The sequence below is a fragment of the Pseudoalteromonas sp. SCSIO 43088 genome, from assembly GCF_023650795.1.
Taxonomy (GTDB): Bacteria; Pseudomonadota; Gammaproteobacteria; order Enterobacterales; family Alteromonadaceae; genus Pseudoalteromonas; species Pseudoalteromonas shioyasakiensis.
Genome location: NZ_CP072675.1, coordinates 3,636,610 through 3,656,162 on the forward strand (window position 1 = coordinate 3,636,610; position 19,553 = coordinate 3,656,162).

The 19,553-nt window shown below is 42.6% G+C and carries 19 protein-coding genes; 8 read left to right on the forward strand and 11 right to left on the reverse strand.

The features are described from left to right. Positions 1–12: 12 nt before the first annotated feature. From leuB to fabR, 8 genes are all read right to left on the reverse strand, one after another. Positions 13–1,089: a 3-isopropylmalate dehydrogenase gene (gene leuB, locus J8Z28_RS16780; protein WP_054554475.1), complete on the reverse strand. Its 1,077-nt coding sequence runs from the start codon at positions 1,087–1,089 to the stop codon at positions 13–15. Continuing rightward, positions 1,086–2,633 carry a 2-isopropylmalate synthase gene (gene leuA / locus J8Z28_RS16785; RefSeq protein ID WP_062564775.1) on the reverse strand — a complete coding sequence of 516 codons (1,548 nt, stop codon included), beginning with the start codon at positions 2,631–2,633 and terminating at the stop codon, positions 1,086–1,088. Before leuA ends, leuB begins: the two co-directional genes overlap by 4 nt. 451 nt (positions 2,634–3,084) lie before the next feature. Then, complete coding sequence (locus J8Z28_RS16790) at positions 3,085–3,603, reverse strand: DUF2931 family protein (protein WP_062564774.1); 519 nt, start codon at positions 3,601–3,603, stop codon at positions 3,085–3,087. A gap of 9 nt (positions 3,604–3,612) precedes the next feature. Further along, positions 3,613–4,131: a hypothetical protein gene (locus J8Z28_RS16795; RefSeq protein ID WP_062564773.1), complete on the reverse strand. Its 519-nt coding sequence runs from the start codon at positions 4,129–4,131 to the stop codon at positions 3,613–3,615. Continuing rightward, positions 4,116–5,822: a T6SS phospholipase effector Tle1-like catalytic domain-containing protein gene (locus J8Z28_RS16800; protein WP_062564772.1), complete on the reverse strand. Its 1,707-nt coding sequence runs from the start codon at positions 5,820–5,822 to the stop codon at positions 4,116–4,118. The genes J8Z28_RS16795 and J8Z28_RS16800 overlap by 16 nt, the downstream gene beginning before the upstream one ends. 3 nt (positions 5,823–5,825) lie before the next feature. Next, a complete protein-coding gene (locus J8Z28_RS16805; protein WP_062564771.1) occupies positions 5,826–6,482 on the reverse strand; it encodes a PGRP and LysM peptidoglycan-binding domain-containing protein in 657 nt (218 codons plus the stop codon). Between the two features lie 19 nt (positions 6,483–6,501). After that, positions 6,502–7,650, reverse strand: a complete 1,149-nt coding sequence (locus J8Z28_RS16810; protein ID WP_062564770.1) for a hypothetical protein — start codon at positions 7,648–7,650, stop codon at positions 6,502–6,504. Positions 7,651–7,759: 109 nt separating this feature from the next. Then, complete coding sequence (gene fabR, locus J8Z28_RS16815) at positions 7,760–8,392, reverse strand: HTH-type transcriptional repressor FabR (protein ID WP_054554482.1); 633 nt, start codon at positions 8,390–8,392, stop codon at positions 7,760–7,762. Positions 8,393–8,508: 116 nt separating this feature from the next. On the opposite strand from fabR, the gene J8Z28_RS16820 reads away from it, so the two are divergent. Together J8Z28_RS16820 and sthA are read left to right on the forward strand one after the other, a co-directional pair. After that, positions 8,509–9,642, forward strand: a complete 1,134-nt coding sequence (locus tag J8Z28_RS16820) for an acyl-CoA desaturase (protein ID WP_058586121.1) — start codon at positions 8,509–8,511, stop codon at positions 9,640–9,642. Between the two features lie 13 nt (positions 9,643–9,655). After that, the gene (gene sthA, locus J8Z28_RS16825; RefSeq protein WP_062564769.1) at positions 9,656–11,086 is read left to right on the forward strand and encodes a Si-specific NAD(P)(+) transhydrogenase; all 1,431 of its coding nucleotides are present in this window, start codon (positions 9,656–9,658) and stop codon (positions 11,084–11,086) included. 59 nt (positions 11,087–11,145) lie between these two features. Here the strand turns inward: sthA and hemE are convergent, their stop codons facing one another. Beyond that, the gene (gene hemE / locus J8Z28_RS16830) at positions 11,146–12,210 is read right to left on the reverse strand and encodes a uroporphyrinogen decarboxylase (RefSeq protein WP_054562901.1); all 1,065 of its coding nucleotides are present in this window, start codon (positions 12,208–12,210) and stop codon (positions 11,146–11,148) included. Positions 12,211–12,821: 611 nt separating this feature from the next. On the opposite strand from hemE, the gene J8Z28_RS16835 reads away from it, so the two are divergent. Beyond that, positions 12,822–13,292: an Rsd/AlgQ family anti-sigma factor gene (locus J8Z28_RS16835; protein ID WP_054562902.1), complete on the forward strand. Its 471-nt coding sequence runs from the start codon at positions 12,822–12,824 to the stop codon at positions 13,290–13,292. A gap of 142 nt (positions 13,293–13,434) precedes the next feature. Then, the gene (locus tag J8Z28_RS16840; protein WP_208855480.1) at positions 13,435–14,481 is read left to right on the forward strand and encodes a S66 peptidase family protein; all 1,047 of its coding nucleotides are present in this window, start codon (positions 13,435–13,437) and stop codon (positions 14,479–14,481) included. A gap of 54 nt (positions 14,482–14,535) precedes the next feature. Here J8Z28_RS16840 and fkpA read toward each other — a convergent pair whose 3' ends face one another. Next, on the reverse strand, positions 14,536–15,291 hold the full coding sequence (gene fkpA, locus J8Z28_RS16845) for an FKBP-type peptidyl-prolyl cis-trans isomerase (RefSeq protein WP_062564767.1): 756 nt from the start codon (positions 15,289–15,291) through the stop codon (positions 14,536–14,538). Between the two features lie 200 nt (positions 15,292–15,491). Here fkpA and J8Z28_RS16850 point away from each other — a divergent pair, with 200 nt between their 5' ends. Both J8Z28_RS16850 and J8Z28_RS16855 read left to right on the forward strand, forming a co-directional pair. Then, complete coding sequence (locus tag J8Z28_RS16850) at positions 15,492–16,490, forward strand: WD40 repeat domain-containing protein (protein WP_062564766.1); 999 nt, start codon at positions 15,492–15,494, stop codon at positions 16,488–16,490. Then, entirely contained in the window at positions 16,477–16,689 is a 213-nt protein-coding gene (locus J8Z28_RS16855) for a SlyX family protein (RefSeq protein ID WP_054554490.1), read from the forward strand. Before J8Z28_RS16850 ends, J8Z28_RS16855 begins: the two co-directional genes overlap by 14 nt. A 42-nt stretch (positions 16,690–16,731) precedes the next feature. Here the strand turns inward: J8Z28_RS16855 and J8Z28_RS16860 are convergent, their stop codons facing one another. After that, a complete protein-coding gene (locus J8Z28_RS16860; RefSeq protein ID WP_054562906.1) occupies positions 16,732–16,935 on the reverse strand; it encodes a YheV family putative zinc ribbon protein in 204 nt (67 codons plus the stop codon). 129 nt (positions 16,936–17,064) lie between these two features. Between J8Z28_RS16860 and J8Z28_RS16865 the strand changes: the two genes are divergently transcribed. Both J8Z28_RS16865 and J8Z28_RS16870 read left to right on the forward strand, forming a co-directional pair. Further along, positions 17,065–18,984 carry an ATP-binding cassette domain-containing protein gene (locus tag J8Z28_RS16865; protein ID WP_062564765.1) on the forward strand — a complete coding sequence of 640 codons (1,920 nt, stop codon included), beginning with the start codon at positions 17,065–17,067 and terminating at the stop codon, positions 18,982–18,984. Next, the gene (locus tag J8Z28_RS16870; RefSeq protein WP_062564764.1) at positions 18,971–19,390 is read left to right on the forward strand and encodes a TIGR02444 family protein; all 420 of its coding nucleotides are present in this window, start codon (positions 18,971–18,973) and stop codon (positions 19,388–19,390) included. Before J8Z28_RS16865 ends, J8Z28_RS16870 begins: the two co-directional genes overlap by 14 nt. Positions 19,391–19,553: the final 163 nt, after the last annotated feature.

The following is a 19,553-nucleotide window of genomic DNA, read 5'->3' on the forward strand; positions in this document are numbered from 1 at the left end:
AACAATTTTTAATTAAATACGTGCCACAATTGCCGCAGCAACATCACTGGTGGTATACCCTGCATTTGGGTAGATATCGGGCGTACCAACACCTGCTTCAACCGCTTCTGCCACCGCTTTTTCAATCGTACGAGCCGCTTCATCTTGCCCTAGTGAGTAACGCAACATAAGCGCAGCACTTAAAATTTGTGCGATTGGGTTTGCAACCCCTTTACCAGCGATATCAGGTGCTGAGCCACCAGCTGGCTCATACAAACCAAAGCCAGACTGATTTAAACTCGCTGATGGTAATAAGCCCATAGAGCCTGTGATCATCGCGCACTCATCAGACAAAATGTCGCCAAACAAGTTATCGCAAAGTAATACATCAAACTGACTTGGCTGTTTAACTAACTGCATTGCCGCGTTATCAACATAAATGTAGTCAAGACTTACCTCTGGGTAATCTTTGCTCACTTCAGAGACCACTTCACGCCAAAGTACGCTGGTCGCTAATACATTCGCTTTATCAACCGAGGTAACATGATTACTACGCAGCTTAGCGGCTTCAAAGGCAAAGCGTGCGATGCGCTCAATTTCTTTACGAGAATATGTTTGGGTATCGAAAGCGGCTTCTTGCTCCCCTTCGCCGCTGCGGCCTTTTTCACCGAAATAAATACCGCCTGTTAGCTCGCGAACACATAAGATATCAAAACCTTGTGCACTGATATCTGCACGCAGCGGTGACGCAGCGCTTAGTGCTGGTAGTAATTGTGCTGGGCGTAAATTACAGAACAAACCAAAATGCTTACGCAGTGGCAACAGTGAAGCTCGCTCTGGTTGCTCGTTCGGTGGTAAGTTTTCCCACTTAGGGCCACCTACTGAGCCAAATAAAATCGCATCGGCATTTTCACAAGCACTAAGAGTGCTTTGCGGCAGTGCCTGACCAAACTCATCAATGGCAGCACCACCAATCGCGTGGTGATGACGAGTCAAAGTAAAACCAAACTTTTCGCTTACAGCATCCAAGACGGTTTCTGCTGCTGCCATAACTTCTGGACCAATCCCGTCGCCTGCTAATACTGCGATACTGTAATTCGATTGACTCATCCTGCTTTCCTCTGTTGTTTTAAATCAGACACTTTTTGTGCACGATAAATTAAGTTATAAACGCGGATCATGGCGCGTACCGACGCTTCAACCACATCCGCTGCAATGCCCGCGCCGTGATATGGGCGACCATCGTATTTAGCGATAATATTCACTTGTCCTAGTGAGCTGGCACCTTGGCCTGTTGCTTCTAGGTTGTATTCAATCATTTCGACCGACATACCCGTTAAGCGCTCAATTGCTAAGAATGATGCTTCAACAGGGCCGTTACCTGTTGCTGCCTCTTGCTTAGACTCGCCATCAATTGTCATGCCGATTGTTGAGCTCGCCACCGATTGTGAGTTAGACGTAGAGTTAACAAACTCAAGTTGGTACTTCTCGTCTTTATCTTTGATTTGGTTAAAGTAAATCATCGCTTCTAAGTCGTAGTCATACACAGTACCTTTTTGGTCTGCTAATGCTAAGAAGCTGGTGTATAAGCTATCCATATCGTAATCAGATTTTTGATAGCCTAACTCTTCTAAACGATGCTCAATAACATGACGACCTGAACGCGAAGTCATGTTTAATTGATTATTAGGTACACCGACACTTTCTGGCGACATAATTTCGTAAGTGTTTTGGGCTTTTAATACGCCGTCTTGGTGGATCCCTGAGCTGTGTGCAAAGGCATTTTCACCAACAATTGCTTTGTTTGGTTGTACTGGCATATTACAAATCTTCGCGACTTGGCGCGAAGCACGGTAAATCTCTTCACTGCGAATATCGGTATGAACTTTTAAGTGGTCTTCACGCATCTTCATGATCATCGCCACTTCTTCAAGCGAGCAGTTACCTGCACGCTCACCAATGCCATTTATTGTACATTCGATTTGGCGAGCACCGGCTTGCACTGCAGCGATTGAGTTAGCAACCGCTAAACCTAAATCGTTATGACAATGCACGCTTAAACGCGCCTTGTCGATATTTGGCACATTGTTCATTAAGTGATGGATCATCGCAGCGTATTCGTCTGGCGTTACATAGCCTACGGTGTCAGGTAAGTTGATAGTTGATGCACCGGCATCAATAGCGCTTTCAACGATACGGCATAAATCCCAATGCGGTGTACGACCTGCATCTTCACACGAAAACTCAACGTCATCGGTGTAGTTACGCGCAAGTTTAATCGACTTAACAGCCATTGCCGTTGCATCGTCTAAGCTCATACGTAATTTGTGTTCAAGGTGTAATGGACTGGTTGCAATAAATGTATGAATACGGCCCTGCTCTGCCGGGCGAAGTGCTTCACCACATGCTTCAATATCTTTTGCAACAGCACGTGCTAAGCCACAAATAATCGGCCCTTTTACTTCAGTCGCAATGCGCTGTACAGAGCGAAAATCTGCCGGGCTAGATACCGGAAAACCCACTTCCATTACATCCACATTTAAGCGGCTAATGGTATGCGCAAGTTGAATTTTGTCGTCTTCGGTTAGGCTTGCTTTTAATGCTTGCTCACCATCACGTAACGTTGTGTCAAAAATCCAAACCTTATCTTTCATAAACTGTCCTCGTTCCCAATGACCCATTAGCGAGATAAAAAAAACCCCGCGGTTGCGGGGTTTTTTAATGTTCTACAAATGCAAATACACTAAGCCCCGCTCACTGATTTAAGCAGTAAGAGGTTTAGTTTTAATGTAATTGAATGTGTAATTTGCATCTTAATTTACTAAATGTGTGTTCAGTGGCTGTATTTTTAACATTCAAAAAACCTGCTTGCAAGCATAATTTTTCCACAAAACCGATTTTTAAATCACCTTGCCGGAATTAAAAATCCACAAAACCACACTTTAAAGGTTAATTAAACCCAATTGAATGCATTGAACGTTTAAAGTTTCGGAAGGTAAAGCTTCTATTGCTTAGATTAACTTTTAAATGTGATAGTTATCACATCCACATAAAGTAACAGTATGAGGAAAAAATCTAATTATTTAGTGAGGTGATCTAAAAACATCATTGATTCTCACGCCATTGCGCTTGCCCAGAGCCAAGTTCATGTAATACACGACCAATTCTATTCATTTCTGAGCTTGTATTTGATAACCAAACCTTAATTTCGCCAGTTTCTCCCATACCAATAATCAAGTAAGGGGTTATATTTGTTTCTATCTCTCCTGTGCTTACCCATGTATAAGCAGGTAAGGTTTTAGCTAATTTATACCCAGCCTTATCTATGGCTACTTCACCGTAATAAATTCTATTTTCAGATTTATCGAGCCACTCAACTACCACTTTTTCGGGGAATTTTTGGTCGTATACACCACTTGTTTTGCCTGCACTTTCCCAACAACAGCCGAGGCTTCCCATAGGCCCCCCCCAATTATCATCAAAAGTAATTGCCTGCACCCAAATTTGGTTACCTTTTTCTGTTGCACCTCCTGCAACCATGTAATCTATTTTTCCCGTTGACGAGCAACCGGCCAAAAACAAAGCATATGCAATTGAGATGAGTGGTTTTATAAGCTTGTCCATAGTCGGTTTTTATTTATTCTCGCGCCATTGCGCTTGCCCAGAGCCAAGTTCATGTAATACACGACCAACCCTATTCATTTCTGAGCTTGTATTTGATAACCAAACCTTAATCTCGCCAGTTACTCCCATACCAATAATCAAGTAGGGGGTTATATTTGTTTCTATCTCTCCTGTGCTTACCCATGTATAAGTAGGTAAATTTTTAGCTAATTTATACCCTGCCTTGTCTATGGCCACTTCACCGTAATAAATTCTATTTTCTGATTTATCGAGCCATTCAACCGCCACTTTTTCGGGGAATTTTTGGTCGTATACACCAACTGTCGCTCTTGTTTCTCCATAACAGCAACCAATAGCCCCTGATGGTATGCCCCATGTATTATCAAATACCACTGAGCGCCCCCAAATAGCATTCCCATTCTCAGTGCCTACGCCCGCTACCATGTAATCTATTTTTCCCGTTGACGAGCAACCGGCCAAAAACAAAGCACATGCAATTGAGATGAGTGGTTTTATAAACTTGTCCATAGTCGGTATCCATTTATTAGTTGTGATTGCCATTGTAAGCTTGTTTCAGCTTGGTTTGGCTGGTTATAAAAAAGCTCGCGCTGTTGGTTTTGGGTGGTAAATTCTGCTTCTTCTTCGGGGCCGTGAGCTATCGCATCAATCGATGCCGCGTATTTAACACTATGGTGAATGTAGTCTTTGTATAAAGCATGCCAGGCTTCACTTTGCGGGCCAAAACTGCGCGCTGTAGCTACAAGTGATTTAAGCTCGCTTGGTAAAACATAAGGAAAAGCCTGACCATCGGCTTGTTTACGATTGGCAAGCTCTGCTAGGTTTTGCAACGGCACCCCTTGATTTACAGCCGTTTCGTGCATTAGCGTTAAACTATAATGCGGCAGAATATTACTTAACTTCCGGCGCCAATACGGCCTGTAGCTGGTGTAAATTGTATTTTCTGATTTATTCCAAATTCGCTTTGGTTGCCGGTTTATTCTTGGCCGGCTTGCTTTAAATTGAATATTAATTGTTGGCCAATAATATTTTTGTTCGAGTGACTGTTTAAGCTGTACGAGTTCTTTGTCGTGCTCTGGCTCACCGGCTTGACCCGCGATATACTGCCGAGGGTAAAGAATGCTCGTTTCGACGGGGCCATAACCGCCACCAATATCTGAGTGCACGCCAGGCAGCTCAATTTCTTTGTGGTTTTCTGATAGTTGCTTATTACTATTGAGTAATGAGCTAAGAGGGAATTTATCGCGCTTTTCATCAAACGCAGCTAAGTGCATCACATACCCGGCACTGCTGCTCGCTAAATTTAAGTTAATGGGGTAGTCAAGTTCGTCATCGGCGTAAAATTCGCTGTGGTTATTATCGCCATCGCCGCCAATAGATGCAACACTATCAAATAAGCCCACAAAACGAATAACAGGCTTAATGCCGCCCCAATAATTTGGCTTGTCTTGATATATTGCATTGACCTGATTAATAAACGCTCGCGCTTGGGCTGCACCTCGGCTAAAGCCAAATACATCTATAAACCCAGTTTTTGTGTATGCAAATTTTTTGAAAAACTCGGAAGTTCTGGTTAATGCTTGTTTTATACGCTCGTCAAAACTAAACGCCAAGCCCATATCTAGTGTTGAATCGCTTTTATTCGCTTTGGTACCAATCCCTTCTACGTAATGGCGTGCTTGAAAGTCTTCAGCGGGATATAACTCAAACAACTTAACAACATTCGTAGGCTCCTTGCTGTCTGTTGAGTCTTGTATGTCGTTAAAACGATTATTACCTGTGCCATCAAAAAACACCCCAAAGCAAGGCGGTTCGGCAAGTAAGGTGAGTTCTACATGGCCTTTAGGTAAAATTTTATGCTGAAGTAGTTGCGGGCCGCCCTTACTACCAATATTAAATGACTTTACCGTGTTTGAATTAAAATAGTCTGCAAATTGCTGCTCATTAACAAGTGTAAACTCGGCCTTACCAGCAATAATTGCTTTAAGTGTATAAGATGTATCTTGCGACAGGTTATTAAAACGGTAGTGCTGCGCTGCTTGTTTTTCAACTACGACCTTGTTGCCTTGTGAAAATAGCTGTATTTCTACATCAACATCGCCCAGTACTTTTACAATAATATGCTTTGTTGTTGCACCCGCACCGGTATTAATAACAAGTGTATTAACAAGATTTACTGCCATTGGCATTGCATGGCTCATTACTTATGCTCCGTATACGTCAACAAGACGACGTTTAGTAATTGGCCCTGCTATGCCATCAACTTGCAACTGCTGCGCAAGCTGAAAAGCTTTAACACCTGTTTGTGTTTTTGATCCATTAATTCCATCAACCTTTCCACAATCAAATCCAAGTAAATTGCAACGCCCTTGCACTCCTGACAAGGTTTCAATAGGGTCTAAGTGCCCAACTTGAATAGCAAAACTCTTTGTTGGTGTGGTGTCTTCGTCATTGAGATATAAATCTACTTGCCCTGTAAGCGTTTCATTTTCGGTGAGCTCTACTTCAATTAAACCATCTTCTGCTATGACGGTATCAATTGTTTGCCCTGCGATATTCAGTACAATGCGCTTTCCGGTAATTTGCTCGCCATTTTCGTAAGCTAGTTTTAAACGAAAGAATTCTTTTTCATCACGCACCATAAAAGAGTTTTTACTATCTGTTTTCAGTGGCATGAATTTTTCAACTTTTGCTGGAATAGCAATTACGTCGCCGGGGTAAATTTGGTTAGGATCAGGCCTTAAAGAACGAAACTCAGCATTAAGCGGATGCAAGTAAAGACCATTAGAGGTTCTAAACCCATATTGACGAGCAATGCGTAGCAAGGTTTCGCCTTGCGACACAGTATGTTGTAAGGTCATAAATTATATCCTTATAAATTTATTCATTACGGGAAGGGCTGGCCACCTGCCAGTCTTTGTCATCTAACTCATGAAAGCTTATTTTAGCGTTTTCAAAGTCAGGGCCTGATACGTGGGCATAACCCTTACTATCTAATACTCCACTGACTACATGCCCATTACGCAAGCGAATTTTATAGCCCATGTTTGCCTGTGGGTTACCTGCTTGATCAAGCAACTCAATTTCATATTCTTGTGTTGGTTGAAGCACTGTAAAAGAGGTGGTTTCCACAAGACCTGACGCAGTCACAGTGACAGCATAAACACCTGGCTTCACAACAAAATAATGCTGCCAAAACGATATTTCATCTGGGCGCTTTTTTTCTAATTGCAATGTAATTTGACCATTTGTAGGCCCTTGCCAAACAATATCTATACTGCGGCAATTACTGCAGGAGCCTTCTATATTTAATTTCCAACCATTGGGAACTATCAATCCAGTACCTACCGGTGCGGGCTTAGCACGACTAACCCCCAAATTGTAATCATAAATAAGGTTCGCATTTTTATAGCCTGTATATTGTTGAGCTAACATTTCTACCGTTTCAGATGCTTGGAGCACATGAGTTGTGAAATTTTGCCGAACTTGGTGAGATGCTTTTAACTCTACCTTACTATTTGCAACAGGCTTATAAAGAGCTAACGTAGGTTGAAATTGTTGAGTTGCTGTTGGGCGGATAACACGACGAGTATAAGTTATGTGTTGATCTATCCTGTTAGGTTGTCCTTCGTTGCCATTGCTATGTAATAGCCTAGCTTGTTGATCTCTCAAATCAGCTGATGTTGCATTGCTAGCAGCCTCTGAGCTATGGATCTTTGAAATAGTGGCGCTTTTTGGGTATAGCGCAATTCGGCTATAGACATGGCGAAACTGACTGTAGGGAACTCGCTTCCAACCATTTTGGTTAATCCAAAACTGGCAGCGTTTGTCATCTCGAAATTGTGAGACCTGATGAGTGTCTAATACGCCAAGTAGGTTATCTTGAATTTTCTTTTGCACACTTTTTGGTAACGAGTGTAACAAACTGCGGCTCAGCTCCCGAAAGCTTGGGCTGTTTTTTACCGTTGTTTCTTCACTCTGTTCTAAAAAATGGGCATGAGTATCATTCACCGGATCCTTGGTGAGCATATGCGTCCTCGCTATTTATTTATTTTGTGGCGTAACTGACTATTTAGAATTCAGTTACTGATTTAAACAAAAAACGATACACAAAATGGGAACAAAAATCCACCATGCTTTAGGCTGTTTTTTCTACACTACCTTTACTATCACGACCATACAAAGTGGCACCGCGAGCAATATAGCGTAATTGCCAGATCAAGCGTTCAACCAGTTCTTCACGTTGTGTCCCTTCAATATCGAGGGCTTCGGCACCGGCGTTAAATACTAAAGTCACCATGGCTTCGGCTTGAATATATGCATGAGTTGGGTCGCACGGAGTTTCGCTTTCAAGGTAATGCGCAAGCTCTAAAATGAAATGTTTAATTTCACGAGCAACCGCAGCACGAAATGCTTTTGAAGTTCCTGAGCGCTCACGCAATAACAATCTAAATTGGTTGCTCGAGTTATCGATGAACTCCATAAAGGTCACGATTGATGTCGTGATCACACTACCGCCGCTCTCAATACGGCGGCGCGCTTGGCGCATAAGCTGGCGCAGTGTTAAACCAGCTTCATCAACCATGGTCAAACCAAGCTCATTCATGTCTTTAAAGTGGCGGTAAAAAGAGGTGGGGGCAATCCCTGCTTCACGGGCAACTTCACGTAAGCTTAAATTAGAAAAACTATGATCGGCACTCAATTGATTGAATGCAGCCTCGATTAGTGCTTGTCGTGTTTTTTGTTTCTGTTGCGCTCTAACACCCGACATGGAAACTCCCAGCGTGAACTTTTAATGATTTTTCGGTTAATGAGACAGTCTAATACTTGACGCGGAGAGAATGAAACACTATTTTAGCGTACAACTGTACGCCGAGATTTATTCAGATGAAAAAACCACCGATTATTTGGACCAATGTGCTATTTTTTAGCCTTACATTTTTGGCCGCGATCACCCTTGTTCCTTGGTATGGCTTTAGCTACGGATACACCAGTACACAGTGGATAGCCTTTGTTGGCTGTATGTTCTACGCCGGACTTTCTATTACTGCAGGTTATCACCGTTTATGGGCACACAAAGCCTATGATGTGCATCCTGTTATTGAAGTAATTTTTGCCTTAGGCGGCGCTTTTGCATTACAAAATAGTGCTTTGCACTGGAGTAGCGATCACCGTATTCACCATGGTCAAGTCGATGATCCAATCAAAGACCCTTACGCCGCTACTAATGGCTTTTGGTATAGCCACATAGGTTGGATGCTGCGCGATTATCAAGGCGAGCAATACGGTAACTATAGTAACTGCCGAGACTTACAAAAAAACAAAGTTGTTATGTGGCAACACCGTCACTATATGAAGTTAGTCGTCGCGACTAATTTTGGTATTCCTCTACTACTTGGTTTAATGCTTGGCGATGTATGGGGCATGTTATTACTGGTTGGTTTACTGCGCTTGGTATTGAGCCAACATTTTACCTTTTTTATCAACTCGCTGGCACATATTTGGGGTTCACGTCCGTACACAGAAAAAAACACCGCCCGTGATAATGGCTTTTTAGCGCTATTCACATACGGTGAAGGCTATCATAACTTCCACCACATTTTTGCTAGCGACTATCGCAATGGCATTAAGTGGTATCACTATGATCCAACTAAGTGGATGATCCGCTCTTTAGCGGCAATCGGTCTTGCTTCAAAATTAAAGCGCACACCGATTGAGCGAATCGAAAAGGCCAAAGCAGAAACCTTGATGAATAAGACTCAAGGTCGCCTTGCAAAATTGCCTTTAGCGCAAGATAAGCTTACATTATTACAATCTGAGTACGATTTACTGCTGAAAAAACTGCAACACTTCTGTGCCTTGCAAAAACGCGTGTTAGAAATCAAACGTAATAAAATGATGAAACAGTGTGAAAAATCAGCATTAATGACACAATATCACGAGCTTGAAGCCGCTTGGGAAAACCAAAAGCAGGCTTGGCTTGCACTAAATGCGAGGTTGTTAAAAGCCTCTTTTAGTTAACATAGGAGCGGCTGTGGCCAAACAACAAGTAAAGCAAAAAGATACTCCATCTTATCAATATGATGCGATCATCATAGGTACAGGTCCTGGCGGTGAAGGTACCGCCATGAACCTATCTAAAAGTAACAAAAAAGTCGCTGTTATTGAGCGTCAAGAAGCAGTAGGTGGCGGTTGTGTGCACTGGGGTACTATCCCGTCAAAAGCATTACGTCACTCTGTAAGTCGTTATATTGAATATAAAGCAAACCCGCTATTTAATATTAGTGAACGCCCTAACCGCTTAACTTTCCCAGATATTTTGCGCCACGCAAGTAACGTCATTTCAAAGCAATCTAATTTACGCAGCAGCTTTTATGAACGTAACCGCATTCATATGTATCAAGGTGATGCTGAATTTATTGATAAACACACTATCAAAGTGACGCACCTAGACGGTTCGTTTGAAACGCTTACTGCACAAACAATCGTTATTGCTACTGGCTCGCGCCCTTACCGTCCACCAGGTGTAGACTTTAAACATCCACGTATTTACGACAGCGATACCATTTTAGGCCTTGAAGATGACCCTCATCGTGTGCTGATTTATGGTGCCGGTGTAATCGGTTGTGAATACGCCTCTATTTTTAAAGGCTTAGGTGCCAAGGTTGACCTAGTGAATACCCGTGACCGCCTACTTGCCTTTATGGATGCGGAAATATCAGATGCTCTAAGCTATCACTTTTGGAATAGCGGTATTGTTATTCGTCATAATGAAGAGTTTGATCGCGTAGAAACTCGCGATGACTGTGTGGTAATGCACTTAAAATCAGGCAAGCGCGTAAAAGCTGACTGTATTTTATTTGCCAATGGTCGTACTGGTAACACAGACACATTAAACCTTGAAGCTGTAGGCTTAAAAGCAGATGGTCGTGGCCAGCTTAGAGTGAATGAAACATACCAAACAGAAGTCGACAACATTTATGCTGTGGGCGATGTAATAGGTTACCCAAGCCTTGCCAGTGCAGCATTTGACCAAGGCCGTATTGCAGCCGATGCGATTGCATGTGGTAACTGTGATGAAAAGCTGATCATTGATATCCCAGCAGGTATTTATACAATTCCTGAAATGAGTTCAGTGGGTAAAACAGAGCAAGAGTTAACAGCTGCAAAAGTCCCTTACGAGGTAGGCCGCGCTCAATTTAAGCATTTAGCACGTGCACAAATTGCAGGCACCGAGGTGGGTAGCTTAAAGATTTTATTCCATGTTGATACCAAAGAAGTACTGGGTGTGCACTGCTTCGGTGAGCGTGCCTCTGAAATCGTTCACATCGGTCAAGCGATTATGGAACAAAAGAACGGCGGTAATAACATTGATTACTTTGTAAATACCACGTTCAACTACCCGACTATGGCTGAAGCCTATCGCGTAGCTGCATTAAATGGCTTAAATCGTTTGTTTAAGTAACGAAATAAATTACAACAAAAAGCCCGCTTAATGCGGGCTTTTTTACGATTAGCTTTTGCTTATTTGTGGTATTTACCACTGAATTCATGAACCGCGTTGATAAATACACCTGCGTTTTCTGGGTCTACATCTGGTGTAATACCGTGACCTAGGTTGAATACATGGCCAGAGCCTGTACCAAAGTCTTCTAGGATAGTAGCAACTTCTTGGCGAATGCGCTCAGGCGTGCCATGCAGCATTGCTGGGTCCATGTTGCCTTGCAGCGCGACTTTATCGCCAACACGACGTTTTGCATCACCGATGTTAATAGTCCAGTCTAGACCTACTGCATCACAGCCTGTTGCTGCAATGGCTTCAATCCACTGACCACCATTTTTAGTAAATAACGTCACTGGTACTTTACGGCCATCATGTTCGCGAATTAAGCCATCAACAATCTTGTGCATGTATTGTAATGAAAACTCATTGTAGTCACGTGGGCTTAATACACCGCCCCATGAGTCAAATACCATTAACGATTGCGCGCCCGCTTTAACTTGCGCGTTTAAATAGTCGATTACTGAGTCAGCTAATTTATCAAGTAATAGGTGCAGTGTTTGTGGCTCTGCAAAGGCCATTTTCTTGATTTTACCGAATGTTTTGCTGCTACCACCTTCAACCATGTAAGTGGCAAGTGTCCAAGGTGAACCAGAGAAACCAATTAGCGGTACTTCACCTTTTAATTCGCGACGAATCGTACTTACCGCATTCATCACATAACCAAGCTCATCAGTTGGATCGATATTTGGGATTTTTTTAACATCTGCTAATGAAGAAATCGGACGTTCAAATTTTGGACCTTCACCTGTTTCAAAGTAAAGACCTAAGCCCATAGCATCAGGAATAGTTAAAATATCACTGAATAGAATTGCAGCATCAAGCGGATAACGACGTAATGGCTGTAACGTTACTTCACAAGCAAGTTCAGCGTTTTTACATAAACTCATAAAGTCGCCTGCTTGGGCACGTGTAGCACGGTATTCAGGTAAATAGCGGCCAGCTTGGCGCATCATCCATACCGGTGTGACATCAACAGGTTGCTTTTGTAGTGCACGTAAATAACGATCGTTTTTTAATTCGCTCATGCGTATAGAATCCTAGAACTGAATGAAATTGAGCAGATTGTATCACCATATTGCGCGTCTCACTATGGATAGATAATCAAGGCTAGATATAGATCATGTTTTTTCAGCCAACCTAAGCCTAATGTGCGTTTTTTGAGCGAAAACAAAATAAATTTAAAACTTTCTATTAATAAATTTGCAACATACAAAAAAGCTTGGTATAACTTACCCCGCGTTAACAAAAAAATAATAAAAATCTTATAACAATAAGAACAACAATCTTCCCATAATAATAAGAACGCTTGTTTTAACAAGTCTAAGAAAAAGAATTAAACCACCAATTTTGGTGGTTTTTTCTTTTCTAAATCAGCAAATTACAACTCATCCGCTTAGATAAAAATTGCAAAATTAATACTAGTAGTTTTGAATCAATTCCCATACACTGCAATGAGAGCAAAAAAAGTCCACTCTAAAAACAAGGTCATTTTTTGGCCTATTCAATGCTGAAAAGTATGTCTTTAGAATGACTTTTACAATCTGTTGCAATTAGACACTAAGAATTTAGTTGATCTTTGTGTCATATTTCCTTTTTATATATACAAAGGAAAACCTACTCAGCGAGGAGATGAAATATGCTGACGCGTTTGGAAAAAGCTCAACAAAAATGGGGTGGTAGTCACTCTGTAATCGACAAATGGCTCACAGAACGTCAAGAGCTGCTTGTGTTGTTCTGCCGTATTGCAGGCTTTTCACCGTACGAAAAGAAAGATCATGCCCTTCCTGATCAGCTGCAAATTCAAAACTTTTGCCAAATTCTGATGGATTACCTTTCTGCTGGCCATTTCGAAATTTACGACGACATTGCCAAAGCGTGTGAAGAAAAAGGTCCTGAGAGCCAAAAGCTGGCGAATGCCTTATACCCGCGCATTTCTGAAACCACAGATGTAGCACTCGACTTTAACGACAAATACGCAGAAGTTGACAAAGATGACTTGCTTGATGAGTTTGATAAAGACCTATCAATCTTAGGCGAAGCACTTGAACTGCGCTTTGAGCTAGAAGATGAGTTAATCGACAACTTATATTCTAATCACACCAGCTAACAGCTTAGTTGCACAGCAGAGAAACACTCTCTGCTGAAGTGTTTTTGCCTTGCCAAAAAGAATCATCTATTCCATTTTGTAACAAATATTTGAAATATTTTCTTCAATGCGATACTCATACTATAAAAACATGAGGCTCGCTATGAATAAACGGTCATTTTTAAAGTCACTTTCAATCCTTGCCGCTGGCGCAAGTTTAACATCAGCTCCTTTAATGGCGGCGCAGAATAGCAGTACCCAAACATTAATTAAGCCAAAAGCGCTGGAAAAAGGCGGCACAATTGGTGTGTGTAGCCCGTCAGCTGCCACTGCCGAACAGGCTGATATCATACTAGCAAAAGGCGTTATAGAGGCACTGGGATACAAGGCTAAGCTTGCACCAAACATTTTAGCAAGACGCGGACATTTAGCAGGCACTGATGTAATGCGAGCCGGCGATTTAAACAGTTTATTCAGCGACAAAGAGGTTGATGCCATTTTGTGTTTACGTGGCGGTTCAGGCGCTGCCCGTATTCTACCTTTGCTCGACTACGCAATGATCCGTAACAATCCAAAACCTCTATTGGGCTATTCAGATATTACCGCTCTTCATAACGCCTTACTGTCTCAAGCTGGGTTAATCAGCTTTCATGGTCCAAATGCATCGAGTGACTGGAACTCGTTTCATGTTGCACAATTTAAGAATATGTTCGGAGCGCGTAAGTTGATGCATTTCCAAAACTTACCAAAAGCCGATGATGAGCTTGTTAACACTCAGTACCTGACCCAAACGATTACACCAGGTAAAGCCTCTGGACGATTAATCGGCGGTAACTTAACGGTACTGACAGCCCTCGCAGGCTCGAATTATTTACCTGACTTTGATGGCGCAATTTTATTTTTAGAAGATATCGACGAAGCGCCATATCGAATTGACAGAATGATGAGCACACTAAAACTTATGGGCGCACTTGATAAAATTGCAGGCTTTGTATTTGGCGATTGTAATGACTGTAAGCCAGGCCGCGGTTATGGCTCGTTAACCCTTGACGATATTTTTGCAGATTATATAAAACCGCTGGGAATTCCTGCCTATCGTGGGGCTATGATTGGCCATATTAAACGCCAATTTATTCTGCCTGTTGGCACTGTGGTTGAGCTTGATGCAGATAGTGGCACATTAAAAATGAAAGAAGCGGCATTTAGTTAATAAACTTCGCGCATAAAAAAAGGGCTTTTCAGCCCTTTTTTATTGAGTTAAATATTACTCAGCTGGTACAGCTTTGTCATCGCTTTGGATTTCAAGTAATTCTACTTCGAAAACAAGCGTTGAGTTTGCTGGGATCTTACCAAGATCACGCTCACCGTATGCAAGTTCAGATGGAATAGTGAACTTGTACTTAGAGCCAACTGGCATTAATTGTAAACCTTCAGTCCAACCTGGGATCACACGGTTAAGTGGGAAAGTAGTTGGTTCGTTACGTGAGTAAGAGCTATCGAACTCAGTACCGTCTAATAAAGTGCCTTTGTAGTGTACTTTAACAACGTCAGTTGCTACTGGCTTTTCGCCTTCACCTTCAGTGATCACTTCGTACTGTAGGCCAGACTCAGTTACTGTAACGCCTTCTTTTTTCGCGTTTTCAGCTAGGTATTTTTCGCCTTCAGCTTTGCTCTTTTCAGATTCTACTTTCGCTTTTTCTTGTTGCTTAGTGCGAATGCTTTGATCAAGCGCCGTTAACACTTCACGAATTTTTTCGTCATCAAGTTTAGCGTTACCCGCTAGTGCGTCTTCAAAACCACGCTTAAGAAGTGCTTCGTCTAGTTCAACGCCTAGCGCTTTTTTATCAGCAAGGTCTTGGTTTAAGAAGTTACCAACAGATGCACCAATACCGTATGCTTGTTGTTGAGCTTCAGTCTCTAGTTTAACTTCAACTTGCTGTTCTTTTTTTGCTTCCTGATTACAAGCTGTAAGCGCTAAAACTGACGCTGCAATCAATGACAATTTAATCGTCTTTCTCATTTTATATCTCCGACACACTTTGCAGTTGTCAATTATTGTATTATTACTAGTTAAAGATTAACGACCTACATGGTAGGCTGCTTGTCTAATAACTAACGTCATGCCTATGCATGATCAGCGATTAGACTAACAACCTAGGCCTTCAACGAGACCTAGTCTAACCTCTCAATCACTAAGAGTTAAGGGGAAATACTCGTAATATGTCGATATTTCGTACTTTTTTGTATCTGCTCAGCCTTTGCTTAGTTGTAGCCTGCTCTGAGCAACATGAGCAATCAACTGCACGCTATGAGCATGCGGCTAAAGGTGCCTTCGCCAGTGCGCTGTCACACGATGGCAAATACAGCTTAATCTCATCAATACACCATGGGGTCGCACTGTGGGATAATCAACAACAGGTGCTAAAATACCAATGGTTTCAACAACAAAATGAAGATAGCTTGGTTCATACTGTTGCTATCTCTTACGACAATAGCCATGCAGTTACCGCTGAGAAGTCCACCTTTGCAGTGTGGGACATTGCCACGGGCAACAACACGGGTTATTACAAAATACACGCCTCAACAATTCGAGATATCGCGATAAGTAACCAAGGGCGCAGTGTATTATATGGCCGCGCCGACGGTGTAGTCGTTTACCTCGACTTAGAGAGTGGCAGGCGCATAGAGTTCCTTGGCCACCAAGAAAAAGTCAATGTTGTTGATCTATCGCCTAACGGTCACTACGCCATTAGCGGCTCAAATGATTATGTTGCTTACTTTTGGGATACTCGCACAGGGCAAGTGATCCACCGCTTTAATCACCCAAGTCGCGTTACTCAAGTCGCCCTTGATCCACAAGGTCGTTACGCATTTACCGCAGACAGTATGAAGCAAGCAAATGTATGGCAACTGACTACTGGTGATCTTGTTAGCAAACTGGCGTATATTGCGCGTCAGAAAATTTTTACCGCCGTCCGTTTTAACGATGAAGGCACTTTAATTGCCACCGGTTCACCCAATCGATTGGTTGATTTATGGCAGCTAGAGTCGGGTAAAAAATTACAAACGTGGCAAGTGATTCCTCGTGAAGGAAGCCGCCCGAAATCAGCCGTGGTGTTAGATGTTGCGTTTACTGATAACAACCAAGCGTTATTAACCGAAAGCTCCAGCGGATTCGCTGAAAGTTTTAATCTAAGAGAATCAAATGAATACAATTGAAGATCGTCTAATGGAACTTGAAGCGAAAGTCGCTTTTCAAGATGAAACAATTGAAATATTAAACGATGAGCTTAAAGCGCACCAACAGCAGCTGGCTAAAATGAAACGCCAGACAGAGTTACTTGCAGAAAAGATTAAAGAAGCGCAGCAGCCATCTTTAATGTCACAAATGCAAGAGCCGCCACCGCCGCACTATTAATTAGGTAGTGATAGAGTAATTAGGTAGTGATAGAGCCGGGAATTAATCGCCCGGCTTAAATACACCAATCACTTGCTCAAATTGGCGTGTTGAGGCTTGCACTGCCTGCTCTGGTTGCGTCATTTTGTGGCCACACTGTACGCACTCCACTTTTTCCACATCATGTTCTTTATAAAGCATCATGGTATCCATGGCCTTACACTCAGGGCATGATGCGCCAGCAATAAAGCGTTTCTTTTGTCTCATAAATGATCTCCCGTGGCATGTAGGCGGCTATTTTAGCCTAATAATTCTCTGTTTGATACGATTGCGAAGGCTAATGTGATCCGTGTTATGATAGCGGCAATTTAATCAGTGCTGTGCAAGTAAACATTCATGATCCAAATTTCAGACATCGAACTTCTACGTGGTGGTAACGCCTTACTAAAAGGGGCCTCTGCAACCTTATTCCCAGAGCATAAAGTCGGCCTTGTTGGCGCTAATGGCTGTGGTAAATCAACGCTGTTCGCGCTATTAAAGTCTGAATTGCAACTCGATGCCGGTGAATACCAAATTCCTAAAGACTGGTCAATTGCCTCTGTGAAGCAAGAAACACCCGCGCTCGAAATCAGCGCTCTAGATTATGTATTACAGGGTCATCCGGAATATTACGCGCTAAGAATTGCACTACGCGAAGCTGAGCAAAATAACGACGGCGATGCGCAGGCAAAAGCACATATTGGCCTAGAACATATTCAAGGCTATAGCATTGAGGCAAAAGCAGGAGAGCTATTACACGGTTTAGGTTTTAGTAATGAGCAAATAGACAACCCAGTGAGCGCCTTTTCTGGTGGCTGGCGTATGCGCTTAAACTTAGCACAAGCACTGATCCGTGATGCCGATTTATTACTGCTGGATGAGCCAACCAACCACTTAGATCTCGATGCGGTTTACTGGTTAGAGCGCTTTTTACGTGCCTACACAGGCACTCTAGTGCTTATTTCCCATGACCGAGAATTCTTAGATGCCGTTGTTGACCAAATTTGGCACATAGACGCACAAAAAATAAATGTTTATAAAGGCAATTACTCGCAATTCGAACGCCAAAAAGCAGAGCGCTTATTACAACAACAAGCGATGTTCGAAAAGCAACAAGAACAAATTGCTCACCTAGAAAAATTCATTACGCGCTTCAAAGCAAAAGCCAGTAAGGCTAAGCAAGCACAAAGCCGCGTAAAAGCCCTAGAGCGTATGGAAAAGCTGGCTCCAGCCCATGTTGACTCACCCTTTGATTTTGAATTTGCTGAGCCAACAGCACTGCCAAACCCATTAATGACTCTCGACCAAGCCAAAGCAGGCTATGGCGACACCACCATTTTGCATAGCATCAAGCTAAACCTAGTGCCGGGTAGCCGTATTGCGCTGCTTGGCCGTAATGGTGCGGGTAAATCAACACTGATTAAATTATTAGCTGGCGATTTACAGCCTCAAGCAGGAGAAGTATTTCAGCATCAGGGCTTAAATATTGGTTACTTTGCGCAGCATCAACTCGAGTCACTCGATTTAAAAGCCAGTGCAGTGACCCATTTACAACGTTTAAATCCGCAAGCTCCAGAGCAATCATTGCGTGACTTTTTAGGTGGCTTTGCATTCTTTGGCGATAAAGCACTTGAGCCAGTTGCGCCATTTTCTGGCGGTGAAAAAGCCCGTTTAGTACTAGCAATGCTGGTGTACCAAAAGCCAAACCTACTGTTACTGGATGAGCCAACCAACCACCTCGATTTAGAAATGCGCCATGCTTTAGTTATGGCGCTGCAAGGCTTTGAAGGCGCTATGGTGACCGTATCGCACGACCGTCATATGCTTAAAAATACCGCTGATGAGTATTACCTCGTTGATAACGGCGAAGTAACACAATTTGGTTATGACCTTGATGCCTATTACCAATGGCTACTGAATGCCAATAAAGAAGCTGCTAAAAGCCCTGAAGACAACGCCCCTAAAGCCCATTCAAGCGTTAACCGCAAAGAGCAAAAGCGCTTAGAAGCTGAGTTTAGAAAATCAGTGCAGCCGTTGAAAAAGCAAATCGAAAAGCTTGAAAAGCAACTTGATAAGTACTCTACAGAGCTTGGTGAAATCGAAAACGCACTTGCCGACAATGACTTATACAATGATGAAAATAAAGCCAAACTGACAGAGCTACTCGCTAAGCAAGCAAGCTTAACACCCAAGCTTAATGACGTTGAAGAAGAGCTTCTCATGGCACTTGAAGAGCTTGAAGAAAAAGAGCAGGCCTTTGCCGATGAAACCGCTTAACAGCGAAGAGTTTTGGCAGTTTGCATGTCAGCTTTACAGCAAAGACGGCATGCAAGCAAAGCTACTAGGCTATCAAGACCAGCAAGGCAAAAATGTGAACCTTTGCCTGCTGCTTTATTATCTTGATTCTTTAGAGCTGGCTGTAACACCCTTTCAACTGAGTGAGCTTGAGTCGTGCATTGCCGAATTTGACCAGCAAGCTTTACAGCCCCTACGAGCCACACGCGCCTACCTGAAAACTATTCAAAACGAGATTTCAGACTACCCTAACATCCGCAAAGAGCTACTTAGCGCAGAACTAAAACTAGAAAAACAACAGCAACAATTACTGATAAACACAGCGAATACGATGGCATTCACTCAGTACACAAATGCTGAAAATATAAGGCTTTATGTCGGTAGTTAGTTAGCGAGTTAGCGAGTTAGCGAGTTAGCGAGTTAGCGAGAGTAAAGTTTAAAGAGTCTAGGTCAAGCCTAATCAGAGGAAAGGTTTACATGGATTATGTTGGGCTTCGCTGTGCTCAAACCAACCTACCCGAAGAATGAACAAAGTGAATGCTGAGTAAGAC

Bases quoted from the DNA above. Each gene is read 5' to 3' on its own strand.
- leuB (WP_054554475.1), bottom strand. From the start codon at position 1,089: ATGAGTCAATCGAATTACAGTATCGCAGTATTAGCAGGCGACGGGATT.
- leuA (WP_062564775.1), bottom strand. From the start codon at position 2,633: ATGAAAGATAAGGTTTGGATTTTTGACACAACGTTACGTGATGGTGAG.
- J8Z28_RS16790 (WP_062564774.1), bottom strand. From the start codon at position 3,603: ATGGACAAGCTTATAAAACCACTCATCTCAATTGCATATGCTTTGTTT.
- J8Z28_RS16795 (WP_062564773.1), bottom strand. From the start codon at position 4,131: ATGGACAAGTTTATAAAACCACTCATCTCAATTGCATGTGCTTTGTTT.
- J8Z28_RS16800 (WP_062564772.1), bottom strand. From the start codon at position 5,822: ATGAGCCATGCAATGCCAATGGCAGTAAATCTTGTTAATACACTTGTT.
- J8Z28_RS16805 (WP_062564771.1), bottom strand. From the start codon at position 6,482: ATGACCTTACAACATACTGTGTCGCAAGGCGAAACCTTGCTACGCATT.
- J8Z28_RS16810 (WP_062564770.1), bottom strand. From the start codon at position 7,650: ATGCTCACCAAGGATCCGGTGAATGATACTCATGCCCATTTTTTAGAA.
- fabR (WP_054554482.1), bottom strand. From the start codon at position 8,392: ATGTCGGGTGTTAGAGCGCAACAGAAACAAAAAACACGACAAGCACTA.
- J8Z28_RS16820 (WP_058586121.1), top strand. From the start codon at position 8,509: ATGAAAAAACCACCGATTATTTGGACCAATGTGCTATTTTTTAGCCTT.
- hemE (WP_054562901.1), bottom strand. From the start codon at position 12,210: ATGAGCGAATTAAAAAACGATCGTTATTTACGTGCACTACAAAAGCAA.
- J8Z28_RS16835 (WP_054562902.1), top strand. From the start codon at position 12,822: ATGCTGACGCGTTTGGAAAAAGCTCAACAAAAATGGGGTGGTAGTCAC.
- J8Z28_RS16840 (WP_208855480.1), top strand. From the start codon at position 13,435: ATGAATAAACGGTCATTTTTAAAGTCACTTTCAATCCTTGCCGCTGGC.
- fkpA (WP_062564767.1), bottom strand. From the start codon at position 15,291: ATGAGAAAGACGATTAAATTGTCATTGATTGCAGCGTCAGTTTTAGCG.
- J8Z28_RS16850 (WP_062564766.1), top strand. From the start codon at position 15,492: ATGTCGATATTTCGTACTTTTTTGTATCTGCTCAGCCTTTGCTTAGTT.
- J8Z28_RS16855 (WP_054554490.1), top strand. From the start codon at position 16,477: ATGAATACAATTGAAGATCGTCTAATGGAACTTGAAGCGAAAGTCGCT.
- J8Z28_RS16860 (WP_054562906.1), bottom strand. From the start codon at position 16,935: ATGAGACAAAAGAAACGCTTTATTGCTGGCGCATCATGCCCTGAGTGT.
- J8Z28_RS16865 (WP_062564765.1), top strand. From the start codon at position 17,065: ATGATCCAAATTTCAGACATCGAACTTCTACGTGGTGGTAACGCCTTA.
- J8Z28_RS16870 (WP_062564764.1), top strand. From the start codon at position 18,971: ATGAAACCGCTTAACAGCGAAGAGTTTTGGCAGTTTGCATGTCAGCTT.